The following is a 22956-nucleotide window of genomic DNA, read 5'->3' as shown; positions in this document are numbered from 1 at the left end:
CGTGAAATCGCCCGCTCAGCCTTGGGCGATATGCCCGAGGGCAAGCGCGCGGCGTTCCTATCTGAAATGCTGGCTGAGATTCGCGGTCCGGATGCACTTGAACACCTCGCGAAGGTGCGTGCGGCCACGGGCGGCCATTAGCAGCGGTCGCTATACCGGCCCCTCCGACGGGCCGATTCCGCTGCCTGCCGCCGTGCCGGGTGTGACCGTTCCCGATGCGGCGCGCGCTTTGGCGGCATTTGCTGCTGGACGAATTCGCCTTCCATGCTGACAGCTGCCGGATCTGGGGTTCGGCCTTCCCGGTTGCCGCGCGACATGCTGGAGGACTGGCAGGAACTCGGTGACGAATTGCAGGCGGCGATCGCCACCGTCATGGATGGCGCTTCCAGCTATGAGGATGTGCTGCAGCGCCTGCCCGAGGCGCTGGCGCATATGCCCACCGGTCTGGCGGTCCAGACGCTGGTGAAGGGCATGTTCAAGGGCCGCGTCTTGGGCGATCAGCGCGATGGCTGAACCTGCCACCGGGCATGTCGGGCAAGCTTCGCCGTTTAAACGGTTTTCCGGCATTTTTAAACGGGGTCACGGCCATTTGCAGCCATGGGCACCCTTGGCCGGCCTGTCCCGCCCCTGCGCCGGATTTCCGGGGGGTGTGCGGTGAGCGATCCGCGTGACCGTCCCGGCTACAGTTTCAACCCCGGCCCGCCGCCAGAGGCGAGCCGGTTCCTGCGCAACAAGGGCCTGCGCCCGGCCTTCAGTTTTGAGGACGTCGAACCCGAGGAACATGCCGTCGCCTTCAGCGTGGCCAAGGTCATGGAGCTGGATCTGCTCGATGCGCTGACCAATGCCGCCGGCGTCGGTCTGCTGGTCAATGCCCAGACCAAAGAGCCGCTGCTGCTCAGCGAGCGCTGGCTCTGCGCCTGGGGCGATCAGCTGCCGACCGAGACCGTCGTCGATCAGGTCAAATTTCTGAAATCCTTTCAAATCTGGGTGCTGCCATGAGCCGCCGTTTGTCGATGAATGCCCGCCTTGCGCATGAGGAAGAATATTCCGGCGAGATCGAGGTGGCGCTGATCCTGATCGAGCATCCCGAGCTGGAGGCACCGATCCGGCTTTCCACCGATAACGCCGTCAGGATCTCCGTGGACCCCGAGATCTACGGCACGCTCTCGACCTGGAAGGGCGCGCGCTATGCAGAGGATCCGTGGCTCTGGGTCGTGGCCTCGGTGGTGCTGCCGGGTGAAGCCGAGGACGCGCCGGCACAGGCCACGCTGGTGCTGGAAAACCTCGACGCCGGGATGGTCGAGCTGGTGCGCTCCTTCACCGATCCGGCCACGGTCTCAATGGCCGTGGTTCTGGCCTCGTCCCCGAACAAGGTCGAGATGGAAGCCACCGGCCTGCAGATCGTCTCGGCCGAGATCACCGCCGGCGAAATCGTCCTGTCGCTGTCGCGCGACGAGATCGAGCTGGAGCCGTTCCCGTCCGGCCGCCTGACGCGGCACCGGTTTCCGGGGCTGCACCTATGAGCTGGTCGGATCGTTACGTCGGCACCCCCTACGAGGATTTCGGGAGGTCGCGCGAGGGCTGCGACTGCTGGGGGCTGGCCTGCATCATCTATCGCGAGGAACTGGGCATCTCGCTGCTGGACTACCTTGGCGATTACGCCTCGCCCGAGGAATTGGGCGAGGTCGCGGCGCTGATCGACCGCGACCGGGTTTCGCCGCTCTGGGTCCCGGTTGCCGGGCCGGCCGTGGCGTTTGACATCGCGCTGTTCCGGCGCGGGCGGCTCAACACCCATGTCGGCATCACCATCCGCCACGGGCTGATGATCCACATGCGCGAGGACGATTGCGCCAAGGTGGAAAGCTACGCCGCCGGCCCGTGGATGCACCGTTTCGAGGGCCATTACAGGCACGTTTCACGGGCGGTTGAACACCCGGTTCAGATCGTCTCGGAGGTCCGGCGATGACGCAAAAGGGTATGATACCCGTTCTTGCTGCCTCGCAGTTCGACCCCGGCGCCGGCCGCGTCGAGATCGTGCTGTCCGAGGGGCTGACGGTGGCGCAGATCGTGCGTCAGGCGCTGCCGGGGGCGACGGCGGAGGATCTGAAGCGCATCCGGGTTGCACTGGTCAGCCCGGCTGGTTCCAGCATCATCGCGCCCGCACTCTGGCATGCGGTGCGCCCGAAACCGGGTGCGCGGGTGGTGATCCGGCTGGTGCCCGGTAAGGGTGCGTTGCGGGCTGTGCTTTCCGTTGTTGTTGCCATCGCCGCTGTCGCTCTCGCCTATTATTTTGCCCCGGCCCTTGCCGGTGCCTTGGGCTGGGGCGCCAGTACCGCTGCCATCGGCGCGGCAATGGGCGTGATCGGTATGGGTGTCAACCTGATCGGCAACCTGCTGATCAACGCCCTGGTGCCACCGGTGAAGCCCGACACCGAGAAGGTCCGCAACACCTATTCGATCAGCGGCTGGCGCAACCGGCTCGATCCCGACGGGGCGGTGCCCTTCGTGCTGGGCTCGCTGCGCTATGCGCCGCCCTTCGCGGCCCGACCCTACACCGAGATCGTCGGCGACTGGCAGTATCTCCGCTGCATCTTCCTGTTCGGCGAGGGCCGGCTCAACCTGAGCGATTTCCGCATCGGCGACACGCCGCTGTCGGAATTCGACGAAGTGCAGACCGAGATCCGCCGGGGACTGGCCGATGATCTGCCCTGCAGCCTCTATCCGCAGCAGATCGTCGAGGAGACGGTGGGCGTCGATCTGGTGCGGCCGCTGCCGCGTGATGACCGGGGTGAGGTAATCAACGGTCAGCCGGCCCGGGAAACCCCGATCACCCGCACCACCGGCAGCGATGCCAAAAGCGCCTCGATCATCCTCGCCTTTCCGGCCGGGCTGATCCAGTTCACCGATGACGGCAACCGGCATACGGTCACGGTGCGGATCCGCGTCGAGCAGTGCCGCGCCGGCAGCGGGGACTGGCAGACGGTCACCACCCTCAATATCTCGGCCAAACGGCAGGAGGCGTTCTACCGCCAGCACACATGGGCGCTGCCGGCGCGCGGACGCTGGGACATCCGGCTGACCATGCTCACCGACGAGACCGAGGACAGCAAGGTCCAGCAACGCACCGCCTGGGCGGCGCTGCAGACCATCCGTCCCGAATATCCCATCGCCTATGACCGGCCGCTGACGCTGGTCTCGGTGCGCGTCAAGGCCACGCATCAGCTGTCCGGGGCGCTCGACAACTTTACTGCGCTGGCCAGCCGGGTCTGCCCGGACTGGAACCATGAGACCGGGACATGGGTGACGCGCGCCACATCAAACCCGGCCTCGCTCTATCGGCTGGTGCTGCAGCACCCCTCGAACCCCAAGGCGGTGCCGAACGGCGGGATCGACCTGCAGCAGCTTCAGGACTGGCACGATTTCTGCCGGCTGAAGGGGCTGGCCTACAACCGCGTCCTCGACCAGACCGGCACCAGCCTGCGCGACGTGCTGACCGAAATCGCCGCCGCTGGCCGTGCCACCCCGCGCCATGACGGCCTGAAATGGGGCGTGGTCATCGACCGGCCCTCGGAGCTGATCGTCGACCATGTCAGCCCGCGCAACAGCTGGAACTTCTCCTGCCGCCGCGTCTATGCCGAACGCCCGCACGGCTTCATCGTCCGTTTCCAGGACGAGACCGACGATTTCAAGGAAAACCAGCGCGTCATCCCATGGCCGGGGCATGAGGGCTCTATCGACCTGACCGAGATGCTGGACCTGCCGGGCATCACCAACCCCGACATCATCTTCCGCGAGGCCACCCGGCGCATGTACGAGGCCATGCTGCGCCCGGACGTCTACGAGGTCACCCAGGACGGCGCCGCCCGGGTCGCCACGCGCGGCGACACCATCGTCATCAGCCATGACGTGCTCTCGACGGTGCAGAAGGCGGCGCGGGTCAAGGACGTGACAGGCCCACGGGTGCTGCTCGATGACGATGTCACCATGGTTGCGGGCAAGTCCTACGGCGTCCGCTTCCGCCGCTTTTCGGCAGCCGACACCATCGGCTCGTCGGATGTCAGGAATGTCGTCACCGAAGCTGGCACCACGAATATCCTGACACTTTCCGGCGACGGGCCGATGCCGGAGGCCGGCGACCTGATCCTTTTCGGCATCGCCGGCCAGGAGAGCGCCCGCGTCATCGTCACCCAGACCGAGGCGACCGAGGACATGTGCACGATCCTGCGCTGTGTCGATGCCGCGCCCGAGATCGACACGCTCACCGATGCCACCAGGGTCCCGGACTGGTCCAGCCGCGTCGGGACCGTGATAGAAGCCGACCTGATCGAGCCTTCAGCCCCGCGCTGGACGCAGATCGCCACATCGCGCATCAACCTGACCGTCTGGCGCGTTGAGTACCTGCTCGAGCCGGGTTCCGGCGCCATCCGCACTTCCCGGTATCAGGTTGAACATCGCCTGCAGGGCGCGGCCAGCTGGACCGTGCTTTCCGTCCCGGCCGCCAACGGCGGCGGCACGATTGCCGGATATATCCAGGGGCAGGTGATCGAGATGCGCGCCCGCGCCGTCTCACCGGCCGATGTGCCGGGACCATACGGCCCGACCGTTACCTATACGGTGGGCGCGGAGTTCAACCCTCCCGATGCGCTCGATGCCGACAGCGTCAGTGTCACCGCACTGCTCGGCGGCGGGCTGATCCTTTTTGCCACCGGCCCGGATGCCGGCACCGCGCAGGTGCAGCTCTATCGGTCAATGTCCGCGACACTGGACCGCGAGACCGATAAGTCCGGCAAGCCGGTCGCGGTTTCGCCGTCGCAGTCCCATTCCATCACCGTCGGCGACACCACGCGGCAAAATCTCATCAAGAACAATGCCTGGGTCGAAACCGCCGGGTCGGGCTGGTCGGTCTCGGGTGGCATCGCCACGCATGCACCCGGCGAATCGGGCGATCTGTCCCAGCCCATCAGCATGCAGGCCGGACGCTGGTATCGCATCGGTTATACTGTGTCTGGCCGCACCGCTGGCGGCGTGACACCGCGCCTGACTGGCAGCACGGAGGTTTCCGGCCCCAGCGTTGCCGGAAATGGTCCTCGCAGTACCCGCCTGCAGGCCGTCCCCGGCAACAACGCCTTCACGCTCGCCGCCGGCGCATCCTTCGACGGCAGCCTCGAAGCCATCTCTGTCTTTCTCGAAACCCCGGCCTGTCTTGCGCAGGGCACCCATTACCTGTGGCTCGAACCGCAGACCTCCGATGGATTGCCCGGCCCGGTGGCAGGTCCCTTCATCCTTGAGGTGATCTGATGACTGCGACCGCAAATCTCCCTGTTGCTCCTCTGATCGACGATGTGATCGTCAACTGGCAGGGCAATACACGCCGCATTCCGGCGGCGATGTTCGCCGCCTGGGTGGCGGCTGAGGCACCCGGGCCGAATTATGAGACCCGGGCCGAACTCTATGCCGATCTCGACTGGCCAGAGGGCAGCAGAGGCACTGTCTGGGGTGATCCGAATGAGGCGTGGCGCGGGCAGTATCGCAAGACAGGCGCTGCCGGCAGTGGAAGCTGGTCCCGATTTGCAGCCTTGCCGCAGACCGCCCTGACCACCGCGCAGCTTGCCGCGAAGATGGATCGCGAAGCCCTTGGGATCGGCAACTTCGACGTAATCACGGAGAGCGGATCCTATCGTGGTTATAATGCCACCGGCACCCCGGTAGCCAACCTGCAAATCGCCCTGACGCATATTGAGGGCAGCGGCGGCAGGGCGTGGCAGGTTGGCCGCACGCAGCAAACCGCCTCTGGAACACCTTCGCGGGAGTTCCGGCGCTACCGAACTTCCACTGGCGAGTGGGAGGGCTGGGCGGAAATTCTCGCCTCGGATGCTGTCGCGACCGCCGCGCAGGGCATGCGCGCCGACAGCGCCCTGCAACGCGCGGCCGGTGACCCGGCGGCCCTGTTCCTCGACGGTTCTGGCGGCGCCATCTACGACTTCACTGACAGGCAGGCCCTTGGCATTGCGTCAGTTTCCAGTGTTCCCTCGGCCGTGACCGACATGCTCGGCGGGACAGGCCTTGTCGTCAGCGGCACGGCTCCAAAGGCCGCACTTTCCAGCGGCAGGCTCACCCTGCGCTCGATCGACAGCACCGATCAGCTGAACAGGCCAGTTCCGCTAATCCCTGAAACGGCCGATTGTGTTCTGGCCTGGAGCCAACGGACGGATACATCCGGCTACAAGGCCATGATCTGGCAGCACCTGGTAGGGGTTACGGGGCGGACGCAGATATCCGCCAATGTGCGTTTCAATGGGGCTGTCCCTGTCGTGGCTGACGGCTGGATGCAGGTCTTCATCGCCGGCGTTGTCGATGGTGCGGGATCTGGCGGCATGATCGCTGCCGCGCCACACCCAATCGGACAGTGGGCTGACTTCGTGCTGATCCTGCGATCCGGCGAAAAGCAAAGCCAGTTCTGGCGCAACGGCGTGCTGATCGACACCTTTAGCCGCCCGACCACAATCGCACAGACGACAACGACCCTGCTGCGCCATCCGTCGGCCGTTGGCGCGGGTCAGACCATGGGGCGGGTTCTGTGCCTGCATCGGGCGGCCGCCGATGGTGAGCTCGATCTGATCCGCGCCTGGCTGCGGGAAAGCTTTACGAGTGCAGCAGCAAATGACGGGTCCTCTTGGGTTGAGCCGGAGATCTCCTCTGTCGCCGCCATGATCCGGTCCAAACCGGTAGCGGGCACGGTCGGCGCAGTGATCTGGGCGAAAGCGGGCATCGAGGTCCTGCGGCCCGGCTCGATGACCAAGCTTGTGACAGCCTACACCGGGTTGCGCTGGCTCAAGCAGCTTGATGCAATGGACACGGTTTTCGAATGCCAGCCGGGCGACGCCACAAGCGGATCGGGTAACAACCTGACGGCGGGCGATACGCTGGATGTCGATGGAGCGATGGCGAATATGGGGTTGCCGTCCAGCAATGTGACCACGACTGTATGGGCGCGCACCATCGGGCAAATGATCCTCGACCACGAGGCTGCAACGGGCGATGCCTACAGCCGCTTCATCGCAGCGATGAACGCCGAGAGTGCACGGGTTGGGATGATCGCCAGCACATGGGGCAACGCTTCTGGTCTGGATGGGCCGGGGGGCGGTGTCTGGACGACCGCCGAGGATCTGGCATTGCTCTGCGAGATCGCCGATCAGGAACACCCTGAATTCCAGCGCATCTGGTCGCAGCCAACGTGGGATCTGGAAATCGGCGGCCCAAATGCGCGGATCACCTCCATCGGGCATTCGGTTGATTTTATCGAATACGGTGACCCGCGCGTGACTTGGGGCAAAACCGGCACCACTACGGGGGCGCAGAACTGCATGCTGTGCCAGGTGATCGCGCCCGGAGGCAGCCGGTACTATTATGTCGGCTTCGGAGCCTCGTCCGATTCCATACGCTACGCCGATGCGGATGCGGTATTTACCGCCGCCGCCGACGGCGTCGATTGGCCCGTCCTGATCCCGCAACTGCGACAGTAGCGCACGCAATCGATTGAAGTATTGCGCAAATTTACACCACTGAGTTAAGGCATGATCGGGTCTGCGAGGTAATTGACGATGAAAGAGGTTTTCGGGCAGCCATTCGAGGTTCTCTGCGGGCGATCCTATGCAGCATCGGCATGGGGTGGTGCGATCTCCGGCTCGAATGCCAGCACAGTCAGATTGATGGTGAACTGGTATTCCGATCAGGCTGGAACCAGGCTGATCGAGGCGCAGCAAATCGGCGCAGATTGCATTGGTTCGGTCCCGAGCTTTCGAACGGCCATATTCGGGGCACCGGGTTCCGCCTTGACGGCCAAGGTCTCCATGCAGGTCGTCTCCAGACCAGCTGATGCGCACGTCACGTTTTATGGTGCCGATATCGTTCGAGCTGTGACCAGCGATATGCTGTTGCCAACGCCCTACACGCCACCCGAGATTGGAGCATACGCAGCCATTTGCGTGCATTTGGGTGCGATGCCCGGATTTCCCAACACGGTTCTGTTCAAACGGCGCCCGCTGGCACCGGTCGCGCCGGCTTCGCTGACCAAGGTTCTTACCGCGATAGTTGCCTTGCGCGTAGCTGCTTCTGCTGGGGTCAGCACGAGTGAGCTTTTGAAAATCGAAGCTGAAGATGAGGTCGGTGGTTCTGGAAGCCGCATCGTGGATGGCGACATTCTATCCTTCGGTGACGCACTGAAGTACATGCTGATGCCGTCGAGCAATAATGCTTCCATGCTCATAGCGAGAGTCTTCGGTGGTCTGCTCGAAGGTGGCGGCTCACCAGTTGATCGGTTTGTGAAAGAGATGAATCGCGTGGCGGAAGATTTGGGGATGAGCGACTCGCGGTTCAAGAATCCGTCCGGGCTTGGCGCAGCTGGCCAGGTCACGACAATGAAGGATATCTCGGCGCTCATGATTGCAGCGGCAGCGCAGCCGGAGATCATGAAAGCATGGCGCCGACGCCGTTACGTCGTCGAAGTGCAGGGCAAAAAGGCTCGCCACATTACCATTCGGCATACCGTGCCCATGGTTTCCAATGCTGATGTTCTTGGCGGGAAGTCTGGCACACTTGGACGCAAATGCTACAACGCCGCTCTGCTGGTGACCGTGCCGACGGGAAACACGATGGTTGTGGCTGTCTCCCGCGCCGAGAGCGCCACCGCGCGATATAGCGATCTCCGGACCATAATCGATGCCGTAGTTAAGGGTCATGACTGGCCGGTGCTTGTGCCGTCGCCTCGTCTCGAGCACCGGTCGCTCTGATCAAGGGACATCTGAGGCGATGGCTCGAAAAATTTTCTTGCCAAAGCTAGTGCATCATCCTGCCAAAGCTAGTCCGCCGCCACAGGCGTCATGAAAAGAGGCCGTCATAGCCAGCGGCAATTTTTTCCCGGATCGCGTGCCACAGGACTTCACTACCTGCGCACCTGCTCCATCTGTCTGACACCAACCAGGAGACCGACATGGACCAGATCTTCCAAGCCTCGTTGACCCGCGCTGCGGAGCTTTTGAATGAGGCGGCAGCCAGCCTTCAGGAAGCCGCCGAGGCTGCTGCCGGGCACGGCAACATTGCCCATGGAGGAACGGAATACGCGCTTGGATCCGCCCGCCGCGCCCTGGCTGTGATCGAGGCCTGCCACACCCTTCAGACTGAAGCCCGCATTGCCGGCTGATCCTCCAGCGAGAGCCGCCACGGCGGTCGGCATCAGCCGGCTTTGAACGGAGTGTTTAAGGGGTGTTTAACGAAAACGTCGTGCTGACATTTTGCGTGGCAAACTCTGCCAATTTGCGTGGCACGCTACAACGGTCGGACGCACAACCAACGGTTGTGCGTTAAGTAGCTGAAATCTAAGGATTTTTGGCTCCGGCGGTAGGGATCGAACCTACGACCAATTGATTAACAGTCAACTGCTCTACCGCTGAGCTACGCCGGAACACGGGGCGGTGTATAGCCTCGCTGTTCAGGGTCGTCCAGAGGGGTTATCGCTTTTTTTTCACCCATTTTGAAAATCCTCGCAGCTCAGGTGCGCAGGCGCGCTCAATGGGCGGAAAAGACCGAATCCGAGACGATCGGAGCGGGGGTCGAGACCGCGCCAAGCTCGGAGAGCGCGATCAGATGCGCCAGCACATTGCGCTTGGCGGCAGGAATCATTGCCGCGGGGATCTGGTAGATTCGCCGCGCAAGCGCCTCGGCGGTGGCGGGGCCGTCGCGAAGCGCGGCAAGGATCTGCACCGTGCGCTCGCGCCGATGCGCAGCCAGTTCTGCCAGCCGCGCCGCGGGATCGCGCACCGCTTCGCCATGCGCAGGCAGCAGCACCTGCGCTCCGGCTGAATCAAGCCGCGCCAGTGAGCGGAAATAATCCGCCAGATCGCCGTCGGGCGGTGAAATAAGGGTCGACGCCCAACCCATCACCACATCGCCGCAAAAGATCGTCTCGTCCTGGAGAAAGGCCAGGTGGCCGGCGAAATGGCCCGGCGTATGCAACGCACTCAACCGCCACTCGTCTGTTTCGACCACCGCGCCGTCGCCCAGTGAAATATCGGGAAGAAAGTCGCGGTCCAGCCCCTCGCCACCGTCGATTGCGCCTTCCTGCGCCAGCCGCTCCATTACCGCAGAGCGGCCCGATTCCGCCGGTCCGAAGCCCAGAACCGGGGCGCCTGTCGCGAGCGAAAGCGCGAGGGCGCCGCCGGAATGATCCAGATGCGCATGCGTCACGAAAATATGGCTGATGCGGCCGGGACCCGCAGCGGCCAGAATCGCGTGGCGATGCGCGGCAAGGTCGGGGCCGGGGTCGATTACCGCGACCTGTTCGTGTCCCAGCAGGAAAGTATTGGTGCCCGGCCCGGTAAAGGGCGAGGGATTGTCGGCGGTGATGATCCGCAGGGCTTTCTTGGCGCTTGTCATGAGGCTAACCTAGTCGTCATGAGGCCCGGTTTCCAAGGGCCGGATGGGGCAAGAGGCATGAATTTCGACTGGTTGAAACGGGTTATGCCGCGCGGGCTTTACGGACGGGCGGCGCTGATCCTGTTCCTGCCGGTCGTGGTGGTGACCGTCGTGGTCACCATCATGTTCCTGCAACGCCATTTCGAGGATGTGACGCGGCAGATGACCTCGGGCATGGCGCGCGAGGTTGCGCTGGTCGCAGCGCGGATCGAGGCGGCCCCCGATATTGAGACGGCGCGCGCATCGGCGCGCGAGGTCGCCGGGCCACTGGGATTGGAACTGACCCTGCCCGCCGATCCGGGTGCCGACTGGCGTGCCCCTTTCGATCTGTCGGGGCGCCTTGTGATTTCCGAATTGCACGACCGTGTGCCGGCCGTCCGCGCCGTCGACCTGAGCCAGCGACGCGAGGTACGGGTGACGCTGCAGGGGCGGTGGGGCGATTATCGGCTGGATTTTCCGCGCCTTCGCGTCAGTGCCTCGAACCCGCACCAGCTTTTGGTTCTAATGATCGGCACCTCGCTGCTGATGACGGCGATTGCGACGATCTTTTTGCGCAACCAGTTGCGCCCGATCAGGCGGCTGGCGCGCGCGGCCGAGGAATATGGCAAGGGCCGGATCATTCCCTATCGCCCCGGCGGCGCGATCGAGATCCGCAGCGCCGGCACCGCCTTTCTTGAGATGCGCGCCCGCATCGAGCGTCAGAACGAACAGCGCAAGCAGATGCTTTCGGGCGTCAGTCACGACCTGAGGACACCCCTGACCCGGCTGCGGCTGGGGCTGTCGATGCTCAGCCCCGATTATCCGCCCGAGCGCGAGGAGATCGCAGCACTGGAAAGCGATGTGGCGGCGATGGGCACGATGGTCGATGCCTTTCTGGATCATGCCCGCGATGCGGCGCAGGATGCGCCCCCCCAACTGGTGCCGGCGCTGGATTTCGTGCGCGGTATCGTCGCGGATGCGCAACGCGGCGGGCAGAGGGTCATGTTGCACTCGGTGGCGGGGGACGAGACAGGGCGGGCGACTTTTCGCAGTGACAGCATGCGCCGCGCCGTCGAGAACCTGATCGGCAACGCCGTGCGCTATGGCGACCGCGCCGAGGTCGAGGCGGCATTGGGCCCCAGCTATTTCCGCATCTCGGTCGAGGATGACGGTCCGGGTATCCCGGCTGCCAAGCGTGAAGAGGCGCTGAAGCCCTTTACCCGACTGGACCCCGCGCGCAACCAGAACCGCGGGCAAGGCGTGGGTCTGGGCCTGTCCATCGCCGCCGACATCGCCCGCGCTCATGGCGGCCAGCTTCGCTTGGGAGAGGGTGAACGGCTGGGCGGATTGCGGGCCGAGATCGTCATTCCACGCTGAGCGGCGCGGTTGCGGGACGCAACGTCGCGAGCTAAGGCTGTCACAAAGACATAAGACAGAAGGGGATTCCGCGATGCGGGCATTCGTATTTCCGGGGCAGGGCGCTCAGGTCGTCGGCATGGGGCGCGAGCTGGCCGAGGCTTATCCGGCGGCGCGCGAGGTCTTTGCCGAGGTGGACGAGGCACTGGGAGAAAGCCTGTCCAACCTGATCTGGAACGGGGATATCGAGACCTTGACCCTGACCCGGAATGCCCAGCCGGCACTGATGGCGACCTCCATCGCTGCCCTGCGGGCGCTGGAAGCGGAAGGTTTCGGCATCGGGGACGCGGATTTCGTCGCCGGTCATTCGTTGGGGGAATATTCGGCGCTTTGCGCCGCAGGCGCGCTGAGCCTGTCCGACACCGCACGGCTTTTGAGCCTGCGCGGCCAGGCCATGCAAGAGGCGGTGCCCGTGGGGCAAGGCGCGATGGCGGCGATTCTGGGGCTTGATTTCGCCGCGGTGGACCAGATCGCCCGCGATGCGGCCGATGGCGAGGTCTGTCAGGCCGCCAATGACAATGATCCGGCGCAAGTGGTGATCTCGGGTCACAAGGCGGCGGTTGAGCGCGCAGCGGTGCTGGCCAAGGAGCGCGGCGCCAAGCGGGCTTTGATGCTGCCGGTTTCGGCCCCGTTCCATTCGGCGCTTATGCAGCCGGCGGCGGCGGTGATGGCCGAGGCGCTGGCGGCGGTGGAGATCTCTGCGCCGGCGGTGCCGCTGGTCGCCAACGTCCGTGCCGAGCCGGTGACCGAGCCCGGCGCGATCCGGCGGCTATTGGTCGAGCAGGTGACCGGCGCTGTGCGCTGGCGTGAATCGGTGGAGTTTCTGGCGGCGGCCGGTGTCGATGAGTTCTGGGAGATCGGCGCCGGCAAGGCCTTGTCGGGCATGATCAAGCGCATTGCCAAGGACGTCGTGGTGCGCAATGTCGGTGCCCCTGCGGATATTGCGGCGCTGAGGGGCTGAGAGGGCGGTGGGGGCGCTGCCCCCCGCCTCACCGGCCCCAAGACGGGCCGATGAGGCGTCCCCCGGGATATTTGGACACGAAAGAAGGGCTTTGGCATGTTTGATCTGACGGGCAGGAATGCCCTTGTAACCGGGGCATCTGGCGGGATCGGCGGGGCGGTGGCCGAGGCTCTGCATGCGGCCGGTGCCACGGTGGCTTTGTCGGGCACGCGCGAGGCGCCGCTGCGGGAACTGGCCGACAAGCTTGGTGCGCGCGCCCATGTGGTGACGGCGAATCTTGGCGATGCGGCAGCCGTCGAGGCTTTGCCCAAGGCGGCGGTCGAGGCCATGGGTTCGGTCGATATTCTGGTCAACAATGCCGGGATCACGCGCGACAACCTGTTCATGCGCATGTCCGACGAGGAATGGGCACAGGTGCTGGAGGTCAATTTGACGTCAAGCTTCCGGTTGTGCCGGGGGGTACTGCGCGGCATGATGAAGGCGCGCTGGGGACGGATCGTCAATATCAGCTCGATCGTCGGCACCACCGGAAATCCGGGACAGGGCAATTACGCCGCTGCCAAGGCAGGGCTGGTCGGCATGTCGAAAAGCCTGGCCTATGAAGTCGCATCGCGCGGTATCACGGTGAACTGCGTGGCCCCGGGCTTTATCGAGACGGCGATGACCGACAAGCTGAACGAAGAGCAGAAGGGGCGGATCCTGGCGCAGATTCCTGCGGGCCGCATGGGCTCAGCCCAGGAAATCGCCGCGGCTGTGCTGTATCTGGCCAGCCCGGAGTCGGGCTATGTCACAGGTGCCACGCTGCATGTCAACGGCGGCATGGCGATGATCTGATCGCAGTTTATGCGGGTTGCAAGATCACGTCTGCGTGCTATATCCGGCAAGCAAGGCTGCAGGGGTACCGCCCTGGGCTGTGACCGGCAATCGCTGGAACATCTGGGCGGATTGCCCGCGAAAACGAGGAAGAGACATGAGCGATATCGCTGATCGCGTGAAGAAAATTGTCGTCGAGCACCTGGGTGTCGATGAGGAGAAGGTGACGGAAACCGCCTCGTTCATCGACGATCTTGGCGCCGATTCGCTGGATACCGTGGAGCTGGTCATGGCGTTCGAGGAAGAGTTCGGTATCGAAATCCCGGACGACGCCGCCGAAACGATCCAGACCTTTGGCGATGCGGTGAAATTCATCCAGGGCGCAGTCTGATCCTGCTCTGAGAGGTTTCGGGGCGGTGCTTTCCAACGAAAGCGCCGCCCTTTTTCTTTGCCTGCGGCAGTTTGACCCAGCGTTGTGGGGAACCGCCGCGGCACTGCCTTGGTTTCCTCTGCGAACCCGAAGAAGGAGAGTTTCATGGCTGTGAATGTCAAAGGGCTTAGCGACAATGCCCGCAAGACCGCGATTGCTGAGCTGAATGCCCGTCTGGCCGATGCCTTGGCATTGTCGGCGGCGATCAAGCAGGCGCATTGGAACGTCAAGGGACGTAATTTCATCGCGGTGCATGAGCTTTTCGACACGGTCAAGGCGCGGCTGGATGAGCATGTGGACATGATGGCCGAGCGCGTGCAGGTGCTGGATGGCGTTGCTGTCGGCACGGTCGAGAAGGTCGCCAAGACCAGCACGCTGCAGGAATACCCCACGGATCTGACCAAGGCCGAGGATCACATCAAGGCGGTGTGCGAACGCATGCGCGATTATGGTGAAAAGGTCCGCGCCGCCATTGATGCGACGGATGAGGCGGGCGATGCCGATACGGCCGATCTGTTCACCGGCGCGTCACGCACGGCGGACAAGGACCTGTGGTTCTTGGAAAGCCATCTGGAATAACGCGCTTCCCGCAAAACTGCATGCCGGTTTTGCGCCGGGAAATGCGTAAAAACATCTGCAACACCGTTGCGATTCAACGAATTGCCGAAATGCTGCAGGTTTTTGCTTAGAACAGGAAACCGGGGCCAAGGCCCCGGTTTTTTGTCGGCCTGCGGCTTATTTCGGCATCGGCGCCGTGATCCCCTCGACATAGAAGTTCATCGAGGACAGCTCCTCGTCGGTGGCCGTTTGCCCCTCGGCCAGCCAGACCGAGCCGTCCTGCTTGTTCAGCGGCCCAGTAAAGGGGTGGTGCTCGCCAGAGGCGATCTTGTCGCGCAACGCCTCGGCCTCTGCCTTGACCTCAGCCGGCACCGCATCGGTGATTTCGCCGATCACGACCTCTCCGTCACCGATCCCAAGCCAGACGCCATGCGATTCCCATGTGCCGTCCAGCACCTCGCCGACGCGCCGGATGTAATAGGGTTCCCAGTTGTCGATGATCGAAGAGATACGCGGCGTCGGTTTGAAATTCGCCATGTCGGATGCCTGACCAAAGCCATAGGCGCCGGCTTCCTGCGCCTTGGCCAGCGGCGCGGTGGAATCGGTGTGCTGCATGAAGACATCGACGCCCTCGGCGATCAGGGCCGCGGCGGCATCGGCCTCTTTCGCGGGGTCGAACCAAGTATAGGCCCAGACCACCTTCATCTCGACATCCGGGTTCACCTTTTTGGCGTGAAGATAGGCCGAGTTGATGCCCTGCACGACCTCGGGGATCGGGAAAGCGCCGATATAGCCGATCTTGTTCGATTTGGTCATGCGGCCGGCGATGGTGCCCAGCACCGCGCGCCCTTCGTAAAACCGGGCATCATAGGTGGCGACGTTGTCGGCGCGTTTATAGCCGGTGGCGTGCTCGAACTTCACGTCGGGGAACTTCTTGGCGGTGTTCATCACCGCATCCATGAAGCCGAAGCTGGTGGCAAAGATCAGCTTGTTGCCAGCCAGTGCCAACTGGGTCAGGGCGCGTTCGGCATCCGCCCCTTCGGGCACGGATTCGATATAGGTGGTCTCGACGCGGTCGCCGTATTCCCGCTCTACCGCCTGACGGGCCAGATCGTGCTGATAGGTCCAGCCGCCATCGCCCACGGGGCCCACGTAGATGAAGCCCACCTTCAGTTTTTCCTCTTGCGCCAAGGCGGGCAGGGCCGAACAGGCCACGAGCGCCGCGGCGCTGCCAAGAAGGGTTCTGCGTTTCATGTCATGCTCCTTGCGGGTTGGGTCTTATTTCAGTGCATAGAAAGGCCGGCCGAGGCTGGCAGGCGCTGCGCCGCCCCCCGAGCGGCCAAATTTCTGGCGGGCCGAGATCAGCACCAGCACAAAGATGGTGGCCAGATAGGGCGCCATGGACAGCAGTTGCACCGGCACCGCAACGCCGGCCGCTTGCAGCCGCAACTGCAATACGGTGACGCCGCCAAAGAGCCAGGCGCCCGCCAGCACGCCCCATGGGTTCCATTGCGCGAAAACCACGATGGCCAATGCGATCCAGCCCGCGCCGGCGGTCATCCCCTCGGTCCATTGCAGCACCGTGGCGATTGAGATATAGGCCCCGCCCATTCCCGCCAGCGCGCCGCCGAAGCCGATGGCAAGGATGCGGACCCACCTGACCGGATAGCCCAGACCATGCGCGGCATCGTGGTTTTCACCCACGGCGCGCAGGATCAGCCCGGCACGGGTGCGGGCAAGAAACCACCAGACGATCGGGACCAAGGCGATCCCCAGCCAGATCATCCAGTTGAGGCGCAACGGGCCGGGCATCATGGCCGGTGCCTTTAACCCTTCATAAGGCTTGCCGAACATCGCGGTCAGGCCCAGCCCGAAAAGCGTCAGCGCCAGCCCCGTAGCCACCTGGTTCGAAAGCAGGAATTGCGTCAACACGGCAAAGCTCATCGACACGGCTGCCCCGGCCAGGGCGGCGGCGGCGAAACCCACGGCGGGGCTGCCGGTGGCATAGGCGGCGGCAAAGCCGGCCAGTGCCCCGGTGATCATCATGCCCTCGACGCCCAGGTTCAGCACGCCCGCGCGTTCGACCACCAATTCGCCAAGTGCCGCGAACAGGATTGGCGTGGCGGCGCCCAGCAGCAGGATGAATACGGACATCGGATCGATCATGTGCGCCTCCGGATGCGATAGCGGGTCAGCACGTCAAAGCCGAGCAGAAAGAACAGCAGCATCCCTTGAAATACCTGGACCGTCGCGGCCGGCAGGTTCAGCATCATCTGCGCCAGCTCGCCTCCGATATAGGTCAGCGCCAGCAACAGCCCCGCCAGCAGGATGCCCAGCGGATGCAGCCGCCCGAGGAAGGCGACGATGATCGCCGTGAAGCCATAACCGGAACCAAAGCTTTCGGTGATCTGGCCGGCCGGGCCTGCGACCTCGAACAGACCCGCAAGCCCCGCCAAAGCGCCCGAGACGCCAAGACAGAACGCCACCAGCCTTTCCGGGCGGACCCCGGCAAAGCGGGCGGCGCGGGGCGCTGCGCCAGCGGTGCGGATGTGAAAGCCCAGCACATGCCGCGACATGATGAACCAGATCGCCGCCAGCGCCAGAATTGCGGCGACGCCGCCCCAATGCAGGCCGGAATTGGCGAAAAGTTCCGGGTTCGACGCGGGCTCGTATTGTTGAAGATTGCGCGAACCGGGAAAATTGAAGCCCTCGGGGTTCTTCATCGGGCCAAAGGCCATCCATGCGGCGATGCGCTGCGCGACATAGACCAGCATCAGCGAGACGAGGATTTCCGAGGCCCCGAACCAGTTGCGCAGCAGCGCGGGGACCATGCCCCATGCCCAGCCGCCCGCCGCGCCGGCAAGGATCATCGCCGGGAATATCCAGAAGGCGTCCATGGGATAGGCGGCCAGCGCGACCGCCGCACCGCAGATCGCGCCGATGATGTACTGCCCTTCGGCACCGATGTTCCAGATGCCCGCCCGGAAGCCCAGCGCCAGACCCGAGGCGATCAGGATCAGCGGGCCGGCCTTGACTAGCAGTTGCGGCCGGGAATAGCTGGCGGCGGGTCCGAAAAGCGGGTCCCAGAAGATGGTGCGGATCGCGGCTACCGGGTCGAAGCCCATGACGGCGAAAAGCCCGCCGCCGACGATCATGGTGGCAAGGACGGCGAGGATCGGTGTGACCACCTGCCAGATCAGCGGTGCCGAGGCGCGGGGTTCAAGCCGGAACATGCGCCACCTCCATGCCATGCGCGCCGCCCAGCATCAGTCCGATCTCTTCCACCGTCAGCCCCTCGGTCGGGCGGGGGCTGGAAAGCCGCCCTTCGTTCAGGGCGCAGAACCGATCCGACAGTTCCAGCAGTTCGTCGAGGTCCTGACTGATGACGATCAGCCCCGCTCCCTGCGCGGCAAGGTCCAGCAACGCCTGCCGGATCGCCGCCGCAGCGCCGGCATCGACGCCCCAGGTCGGCTGGTTCACCACCAGCACATGCGGCCGGCCCAGCACCTCGCGGCCGATGACGAATTTTTGCAGGTTCCCGCCCGACAACGCGCCGGCAGTCGTATCCGGGCCGGGAGTGCGCACGTCGAAGGCCTTGATCACCTGCTGCGCGAAAGCGGTCGCCGCGCGGCGGTCGATCAGGCCGCTGCGGACCAGACCCTGACGTGCGCCGGCGGTCAGCAGCGTGTTTTCCGCCAGGCTGAATTCAGGCACGGCGGCGTGACCCAGCCGATCCTCGGGCGCGGCCAGAAGCCCGGCCTTGCGCCGTGCCTCGGGACCAAGCCCGGACAGGTCGAGGCCCTCCAGTGCGATGGTGCCGGGGGCTGTCATCGTCTCGCCCGAGAGTGCGGAAAGCAATTCCTCCTGCCCGTTTCCGGCGACGCCGCCGATGCCGAGGATCTCGCCCCTGCGCAGCGTCAGCGCGATGTTCTTCAGCGCCACGCTTTCGCCGCCCGGTGGGGTCGAAAGGTCGCGGATCTCCAACACCGGGACGCCCGGCTTACGGCCCGAACGATCCACCACCCGCATCTCGGCCCCTACCATCATCGCCGCCAGTTCACGGGCGGAATGGGCGTTGGGATGCACCGTGCCGACAACCTTGCCCTGACGCAGGATGGTGGCGCGGTCGCAATGGCTGCGGATTTCCTCAAGCTTGTGGCTGATATACAGAATCGACGTGCCACCCTTGGCCAGTTGGCGCAGGGTGGCGAACAGGATCTCGGCCTCTTGCGGGGTCAGTACCGAGGTTGGCTCATCCATGATGAGCAACCGGGGGTTTTGCAGCAGGCAGCGCAGGATCTCGACCCGCTGCCGCTCGCCTGCCGAAAGCGTGGCGATGCGGCGGGCTGGGTTCAGGGGCAGGCCATAACCTTGGGACAGTTCGGCGATTCGGCGCGACAGTTCGGCGCGCGGCGGCGGATTCTCCATTCCCAGCGCGACGTTTTCCGCAACCGTCATCGCATCGAAAAGCGAGAAATGCTGGAACACCATGGCCACACCGGCCGCCCGGGCCGCACGCGGGTCCTGTGGCTCGTGCGGGGCGCCCAGCAGGAACATCCGCCCTTCGTCCGGCCGCACCAGACCGTAGATCGTCTTGACGAGCGTTGACTTGCCCGCGCCGTTCTCGCCCAACAGGGCATGGATTTCGCCGGCCTCGACCGCGAAAGAGATGTCGTCGTTGGCGCGCACGCCGGGATAGGTCTTGCCCAGGCCCTCGGCCCGGAAAACATTGGTCACTGTCGCGCGCCTCGCTGCTTTTTGTTTCAAGATTAGCGGTTTTCCGCCGAGGAGCAATTGCACAGATGGGCAGGTCGTCCGTAGATTGGGCGCATGCTGGAAAAATCCCCCCGATTCATTCATCTGCGCACACATTCTGAACATTCGTTGCTGGAAGGCGCGGTGCCCGTCAAGAAACTTGCTGATCTTGCGGCACAAAACGGCATGCCTGCCGTGGCGCTGACAGACAGCAACGCGCTGTTCGCAGCGTTGGAGTTCTCGGTCAAGGCGCAGGACACAGGCGTTCAGCCGATTGTCGGCTGCCAGGTGACGTTGCAGGCCGACGCGACGGGTCCCGTGGTGCTGCTGGCCCAGAACGAGGCTGGCTGGCTGAACCTGATGGAGCTTTCGACCTGTCTTTATCTTCGCGACGATCATGCCTTGCCGCATGTGACGCCCGAGGAGTTGGAGGCCCATGCCGAAGGGTTGATCTGCCTGACCGGCGGCGCTGGCGGCCCGATCGGCCAATTGGTGCTGCAAGGTCGAACCACCGAGGCGCGCGATCTGACGCAAAGATTGGCGGCGGCTTTTCCGACCCGGCTTTACGTCGAACTACAGCGCCATCACGACGCCGAGGGTCAGCCCGTCCCGGATGAGGCGGGCTCGGAAGGCGGCATGATCGACATCGCCTATGCGCTGGAGCTGCCGCTGGTAGCGACCAATGACGTCTACTTCCCGAAACCGGACCTTTACGACGCGCATGACGCGCTGATCTGCATTTCCGAACGCGCCTATGTCGATCAGACCGCGCCGCGCCGCCGGCTGACGCCGCAGCATTACTTCAAATCCGCCGCCGAAATGGCGACGCTGTTCGCCGACCTGCCCGAGGCGGTCGAGAACACCGTCGAAATCGCTCGCCGCTGTGCCTTTGCCGTCAGCAAGCGCAAGCCGATCCTGCCACGCTTTGCCGATGACGAGATCGAGGAGTTGCGCCGGCAAGCCTGGGACGGCCTGCGGACGCGGTTGGCGGTGATCCCGCATTCGACCACGGTCGAGGCGTATGAAGAGCGGCTGCGCTTTGAACTGGGCATCATTGAGCAGATGGGTTTTCCCGGCTATTTCCTGATCGTGGCCGATTTCATCAAATGGGCCAAGGAACACGGCATCCCCGTCGGGCCGGGCCGGGGTTCGGGCGCCGGCTCTCTGGTTGCTTATGCACTGACGATTACCGACCTTGACCCAATGCGTTACAGCCTGCTCTTCGAGCGGTTTCTAAACCCGGAACGGGTCTCGATGCCGGACTTTGACATCGATTTCTGCATGGATCGCCGTGAAGAGGTGATCCAATACGTGCAAGAGAAATATGGCCGCGACAAGGTGGGCCAGATCATCACCTTCGGTGCGCTGCTGTCCAAGGCGGCGGTGCGCGACGTGGGCCGCGTGCTGCAACTACCCTTTGGTCAGGTGGACCGGCTGTCCAAGATGATCCCTGTCGAAGGGGTAAAGCCGGTCAGCGTCATCAAGGCGCTGACGGATGAGCCGCGCCTGCGCGAAGCCGCCAAGGAAGAGGTGGTCGGTCGCCTGCTGGATTATGCCGCAAAGATCGAAGGGTTGCTGCGCAACGCCTCGACCCACGCCGCGGGTGTGGTGATCGGCGACCGGCCGTTGGACCGGCTGGTTCCGCTTTACCGCGATCCGGCGTCGGACATGCCGGCAACGCAGTACAACATGAAATGGGTCGAGCAGGCGGGTCTGGTCAAGTTCGACTTCCTCGGCCTCAAGACTCTGACGGTCATCCAGAACGCGGTCGATCTGATCAACGCGGGCGGTCGCCCTTTGCATGTCACCGCCGACGGAAAGCAGCTTTATGAGCCGGCCAGCGGAGCGGAAAACCAGATCAACGCCATCCCGCTGGACGACAAGGCAAGCTACGAGCTGTTCGCCAGCGCCCGGACGGTAGCGGTGTTCCAGGTTGAAAGCTCGGGCATGATGGACGCGCTGCGACGCATGAAGCCCACCTGCATCGAGGATATCGTCGCGCTTGTCGCGCTCTATCGCCCGGGCCCGATGGAAAACATCCCCACCTATTGCGAGGTGAAGAACGGCCTGCGACCCCTTGAATCCATTCACCCTTCTATTGACGATATTCTGGCTGAAACCCAGGGCATCATCGTCTATCAGGAACAGGTGATGCAGATCGCTCAGGTCATGGGGGGCTATTCTCTGGGCGGCGCCGACCTACTGCGCCGCGCCATGGGCAAGAAGATCGCCGAAGAAATGGCCAAAGAACGACCAAAGTTCGTCGAGGGGTGCAAAGCACAGGGAATCGACGCGAAGAAGGCCGGGGAAGTATTTGACCTTCTAGAGAAATTCGCAAATTATGGCTTCAACAAGTCGCATGCGGCAGCCTATGCGGTGGTCAGCTACCAGACCGCCTGGCTGAAGGCGAACCATCCGGTCGAATTCATGGCTGCGGTGATGAACTGCGATATCCATCTGACCGACAAGCTTGCTGTTTACAAACGCGAAGCCGACCGGATGGGGATCGAGACGGTGCCGCCCTGCGTGAACCGGTCCGATGCGAGTTTCAGCGTGCGGGACGGCAAGGTTCTCTATGCACTGGGTGCGCTGAAGGGCGTCGGTATCGAGGCGATGAAGCTGATTGTCCAGGCACGTGGCGAACGCCCCTTTGTCGATATGCACGACTTTGCCCGTCGCGTTGATATGCGGCGCGTGGGCAAGCGCCCGCTTGAAATGCTGGCCCGCGCCGGCGCCTTCGACATGCTGGATTCAAACCGGGCGAGGGTATTGAAGGCGCTGGATGGGTTGGTGGCTTGGTCGGCGGCGGTGCAGGAAGCCGCGGCCTCCAGCCAGACCTCGCTTTTCGGAGGGGGGGAGGATTTGCCCCCGCCGCGCCCGGTCGCAGCGCCTGTCTGGATGCCCACGGAAAAGCTGGCTGAGGAACATGCCGCGGTGGGGTTCTATCTCTCTGGTCATCCGCTGGATGATTATCAGCCGGCGCTTCGCCGCAAAGGGGTGCAGACCTTGGCCGAGGTGACGCTGGCAGCTCAGGAAGGTGCGCTGGTGGCGCAGCTTGCGGGCACGGTGTCGCAACGGCAGGAGAAGAAATCGGCGCGCGGGACCCGTTTCGCCTTTGTCGGTCTTTCCGATCCGACCGGGCTTTACGAGGTCACGGTGTTCTCGGACACGCTGGACGCGCATCGCCAGCATCTGGAACCGGGCGAAAACGTGGTATTGCAGGTGCAGGTGGAACCGTCTGGCGATCAGGTCAAGCTGCTTGCGCGTTCGGTGATGCCGCTGGATCAGGCGGTGGCCGATGCCGGCGCGAACCGTCTGGCGGTCGAGATCGCGGGGCTGGATGCCGTGCCCGCCATCGCCGAGGCGCTGGCGCGTATCCAGTCCGAATTCAACGCGCCTGCCCGTGCCCGCGGACCCATCGCGTTGCGGCTCAAGGATGGTGCGGATCTGGTGGATATCGAGATTACCGAAGATGCGCCGCTGACTACACCGGCCCGCCAGGCCTTGCGCGTCATACCCGGCGTGCTGGAGGTGCTGGAGGAGTGATCCGCCACCCCCGCGGATGATTTCGCGG

Annotated in this window: 19 protein-coding genes and 1 tRNA gene; 14 read left to right on the top strand and 6 right to left on the bottom strand. The window is 64.1% G+C overall.

Annotation, left to right across the window (positions count from 1 at the left end; translation table 11 throughout):
- The first annotated feature begins 264 nt into the window (after positions 1-264).
- From JWJ88_RS18430 to JWJ88_RS18395, 8 genes are all read left to right on the top strand, one after another.
- Entirely contained in the window at positions 265-513 is a 249-nt protein-coding gene (locus JWJ88_RS18430) for a hypothetical protein (RefSeq protein WP_205295890.1), read from the top strand.
- Positions 514-654: 141 nt separating this feature from the next.
- Positions 655-999 (top strand): hypothetical protein, encoded by a 345-nt coding sequence (locus JWJ88_RS18425; protein WP_205295889.1) that lies wholly within the window; start codon positions 655-657, stop codon positions 997-999.
- Complete coding sequence (locus JWJ88_RS18420) at positions 996-1523, top strand: hypothetical protein (RefSeq protein ID WP_205295888.1); 528 nt, start codon at positions 996-998, stop codon at positions 1521-1523. Before JWJ88_RS18425 ends, JWJ88_RS18420 begins: the two co-directional genes overlap by 4 nt.
- A complete protein-coding gene (locus JWJ88_RS18415; protein ID WP_205295887.1) occupies positions 1520-1966 on the top strand; it encodes an NlpC/P60 family protein in 447 nt (148 codons plus the stop codon). The genes JWJ88_RS18420 and JWJ88_RS18415 overlap by 4 nt, the downstream gene beginning before the upstream one ends.
- Before the next feature lie 11 nt (positions 1967-1977).
- Positions 1978-5298 carry a host specificity factor TipJ family phage tail protein gene (locus JWJ88_RS18410; RefSeq protein WP_240200287.1) on the top strand — a complete coding sequence of 1107 codons (3321 nt, stop codon included), beginning with the start codon at positions 1978-1980 and terminating at the stop codon, positions 5296-5298.
- A 278-nt stretch (positions 5299-5576) separates the two neighbouring features.
- Positions 5577-7523 (top strand): D-alanyl-D-alanine carboxypeptidase family protein, encoded by a 1947-nt coding sequence (locus JWJ88_RS18405; protein WP_205295885.1) that lies wholly within the window; start codon positions 5577-5579, stop codon positions 7521-7523.
- A 78-nt stretch (positions 7524-7601) separates the two neighbouring features.
- Positions 7602-8789 carry a D-alanyl-D-alanine carboxypeptidase family protein gene (locus tag JWJ88_RS18400; RefSeq protein ID WP_205295884.1) on the top strand — a complete coding sequence of 396 codons (1188 nt, stop codon included), beginning with the start codon at positions 7602-7604 and terminating at the stop codon, positions 8787-8789.
- 200 nt (positions 8790-8989) lie between these two features.
- Positions 8990-9199 carry a hypothetical protein gene (locus JWJ88_RS18395; RefSeq protein WP_205295883.1) on the top strand — a complete coding sequence of 70 codons (210 nt, stop codon included), beginning with the start codon at positions 8990-8992 and terminating at the stop codon, positions 9197-9199.
- Between the two features lie 186 nt (positions 9200-9385).
- Here JWJ88_RS18395 and JWJ88_RS18390 read toward each other — a convergent pair.
- Positions 9386-9460, bottom strand: a tRNA-Asn gene (locus JWJ88_RS18390).
- A 104-nt stretch (positions 9461-9564) separates the two neighbouring features.
- Positions 9565-10431 (bottom strand): MBL fold metallo-hydrolase, encoded by an 867-nt coding sequence (locus JWJ88_RS18385; protein ID WP_205295882.1) that lies wholly within the window; start codon positions 10429-10431, stop codon positions 9565-9567.
- Between the two features lie 57 nt (positions 10432-10488).
- On the opposite strand from JWJ88_RS18385, the gene JWJ88_RS18380 reads away from it, so the two are divergent.
- The 5 genes from JWJ88_RS18380 (at position 10489) to dps (ending at position 14648) form a co-directional block, all read left to right on the top strand.
- A complete protein-coding gene (locus JWJ88_RS18380; protein WP_205295881.1) occupies positions 10489-11826 on the top strand; it encodes an ATP-binding protein in 1338 nt (445 codons plus the stop codon).
- 73 nt (positions 11827-11899) lie between these two features.
- Positions 11900-12826, top strand: coding sequence for an ACP S-malonyltransferase (gene fabD / locus JWJ88_RS18375; protein WP_205295880.1), 927 nt, complete (start codon positions 11900-11902; stop codon positions 12824-12826).
- Between the two features lie 96 nt (positions 12827-12922).
- Entirely contained in the window at positions 12923-13660 is a 738-nt protein-coding gene (fabG, locus tag JWJ88_RS18370) for a 3-oxoacyl-ACP reductase FabG (protein ID WP_205295879.1), read from the top strand.
- A gap of 136 nt (positions 13661-13796) precedes the next feature.
- Positions 13797-14030 (top strand): acyl carrier protein, encoded by a 234-nt coding sequence (locus tag JWJ88_RS18365; protein WP_011748063.1) that lies wholly within the window; start codon positions 13797-13799, stop codon positions 14028-14030.
- Positions 14031-14174: 144 nt separating this feature from the next.
- The gene (dps, locus tag JWJ88_RS18360; RefSeq protein WP_205295878.1) at positions 14175-14648 is read left to right on the top strand and encodes a DNA starvation/stationary phase protection protein Dps; all 474 of its coding nucleotides are present in this window, start codon (positions 14175-14177) and stop codon (positions 14646-14648) included.
- 156 nt (positions 14649-14804) lie between these two features.
- Here the strand turns inward: dps and JWJ88_RS18355 are convergent, their stop codons facing one another.
- The 4 genes from JWJ88_RS18355 to JWJ88_RS18340 are packed head-to-tail and all read right to left on the bottom strand — an operon-like array spanning position 14805 to position 19364.
- Positions 14805-15881, bottom strand: coding sequence for a BMP family ABC transporter substrate-binding protein (locus JWJ88_RS18355; protein WP_205295877.1), 1077 nt, complete (start codon positions 15879-15881; stop codon positions 14805-14807).
- Between the two features lie 24 nt (positions 15882-15905).
- On the bottom strand, positions 15906-16793 hold the full coding sequence (locus JWJ88_RS18350) for an ABC transporter permease (protein WP_205295876.1): 888 nt from the start codon (positions 16791-16793) through the stop codon (positions 15906-15908).
- Positions 16790-17860, bottom strand: a complete 1071-nt coding sequence (locus tag JWJ88_RS18345) for an ABC transporter permease (protein WP_205295875.1) — start codon at positions 17858-17860, stop codon at positions 16790-16792. The genes JWJ88_RS18350 and JWJ88_RS18345 overlap by 4 nt, the downstream gene beginning before the upstream one ends.
- Entirely contained in the window at positions 17847-19364 is a 1518-nt protein-coding gene (locus JWJ88_RS18340) for an ABC transporter ATP-binding protein (protein WP_205295874.1), read from the bottom strand. Before JWJ88_RS18340 ends, JWJ88_RS18345 begins: the two co-directional genes overlap by 14 nt.
- Positions 19365-19457: 93 nt before the next feature.
- Here JWJ88_RS18340 and dnaE point away from each other — a divergent pair, with 93 nt between their 5' ends.
- Positions 19458-22928 carry a DNA polymerase III subunit alpha gene (dnaE, locus tag JWJ88_RS18335; protein WP_205295873.1) on the top strand — a complete coding sequence of 1157 codons (3471 nt, stop codon included), beginning with the start codon at positions 19458-19460 and terminating at the stop codon, positions 22926-22928.
- The last annotated feature ends 28 nt before the right edge of the window (positions 22929-22956 follow it).

The sequence above is a fragment of the Paracoccus methylovorus genome, assembly GCF_016919705.1.
Classification (GTDB): domain Bacteria; phylum Pseudomonadota; class Alphaproteobacteria; order Rhodobacterales; family Rhodobacteraceae; genus Paracoccus; species Paracoccus methylovorus.
The sequence above is the reverse complement of the archived record's forward strand: the minus strand, read 5'-3'. Positions and strand labels throughout refer to the sequence as shown.

Excerpts from the sequence above, each read along its gene's own strand:
- JWJ88_RS18430 (WP_205295890.1), top strand. The coding sequence starts at position 265 with ATGCTGACAGCTGCCGGATCTGGGGTTCGGCCTTCCCGGTTGCCGCGC.
- JWJ88_RS18420 (WP_205295888.1), top strand. The coding sequence starts at position 996 with ATGAGCCGCCGTTTGTCGATGAATGCCCGCCTTGCGCATGAGGAAGAA.
- JWJ88_RS18415 (WP_205295887.1), top strand. The coding sequence starts at position 1,520 with ATGAGCTGGTCGGATCGTTACGTCGGCACCCCCTACGAGGATTTCGGG.
- JWJ88_RS18410 (WP_240200287.1), top strand. The coding sequence starts at position 1,978 with ATGATACCCGTTCTTGCTGCCTCGCAGTTCGACCCCGGCGCCGGCCGC.
- JWJ88_RS18400 (WP_205295884.1), top strand. The coding sequence starts at position 7,602 with ATGAAAGAGGTTTTCGGGCAGCCATTCGAGGTTCTCTGCGGGCGATCC.
- JWJ88_RS18395 (WP_205295883.1), top strand. The coding sequence starts at position 8,990 with ATGGACCAGATCTTCCAAGCCTCGTTGACCCGCGCTGCGGAGCTTTTG.
- JWJ88_RS18385 (WP_205295882.1), bottom strand. The coding sequence starts at position 10,431 with ATGACAAGCGCCAAGAAAGCCCTGCGGATCATCACCGCCGACAATCCC.
- JWJ88_RS18380 (WP_205295881.1), top strand. The coding sequence starts at position 10,489 with ATGAATTTCGACTGGTTGAAACGGGTTATGCCGCGCGGGCTTTACGGA.
- fabD (WP_205295880.1), top strand. The coding sequence starts at position 11,900 with ATGCGGGCATTCGTATTTCCGGGGCAGGGCGCTCAGGTCGTCGGCATG.
- fabG (WP_205295879.1), top strand. The coding sequence starts at position 12,923 with ATGTTTGATCTGACGGGCAGGAATGCCCTTGTAACCGGGGCATCTGGC.
- JWJ88_RS18365 (WP_011748063.1), top strand. The coding sequence starts at position 13,797 with ATGAGCGATATCGCTGATCGCGTGAAGAAAATTGTCGTCGAGCACCTG.
- dps (WP_205295878.1), top strand. The coding sequence starts at position 14,175 with ATGGCTGTGAATGTCAAAGGGCTTAGCGACAATGCCCGCAAGACCGCG.
- JWJ88_RS18355 (WP_205295877.1), bottom strand. The coding sequence starts at position 15,881 with ATGAAACGCAGAACCCTTCTTGGCAGCGCCGCGGCGCTCGTGGCCTGT.
- JWJ88_RS18350 (WP_205295876.1), bottom strand. The coding sequence starts at position 16,793 with ATGATCGATCCGATGTCCGTATTCATCCTGCTGCTGGGCGCCGCCACG.
- JWJ88_RS18345 (WP_205295875.1), bottom strand. The coding sequence starts at position 17,860 with ATGTTCCGGCTTGAACCCCGCGCCTCGGCACCGCTGATCTGGCAGGTG.
- dnaE (WP_205295873.1), top strand. The coding sequence starts at position 19,458 with ATGCTGGAAAAATCCCCCCGATTCATTCATCTGCGCACACATTCTGAA.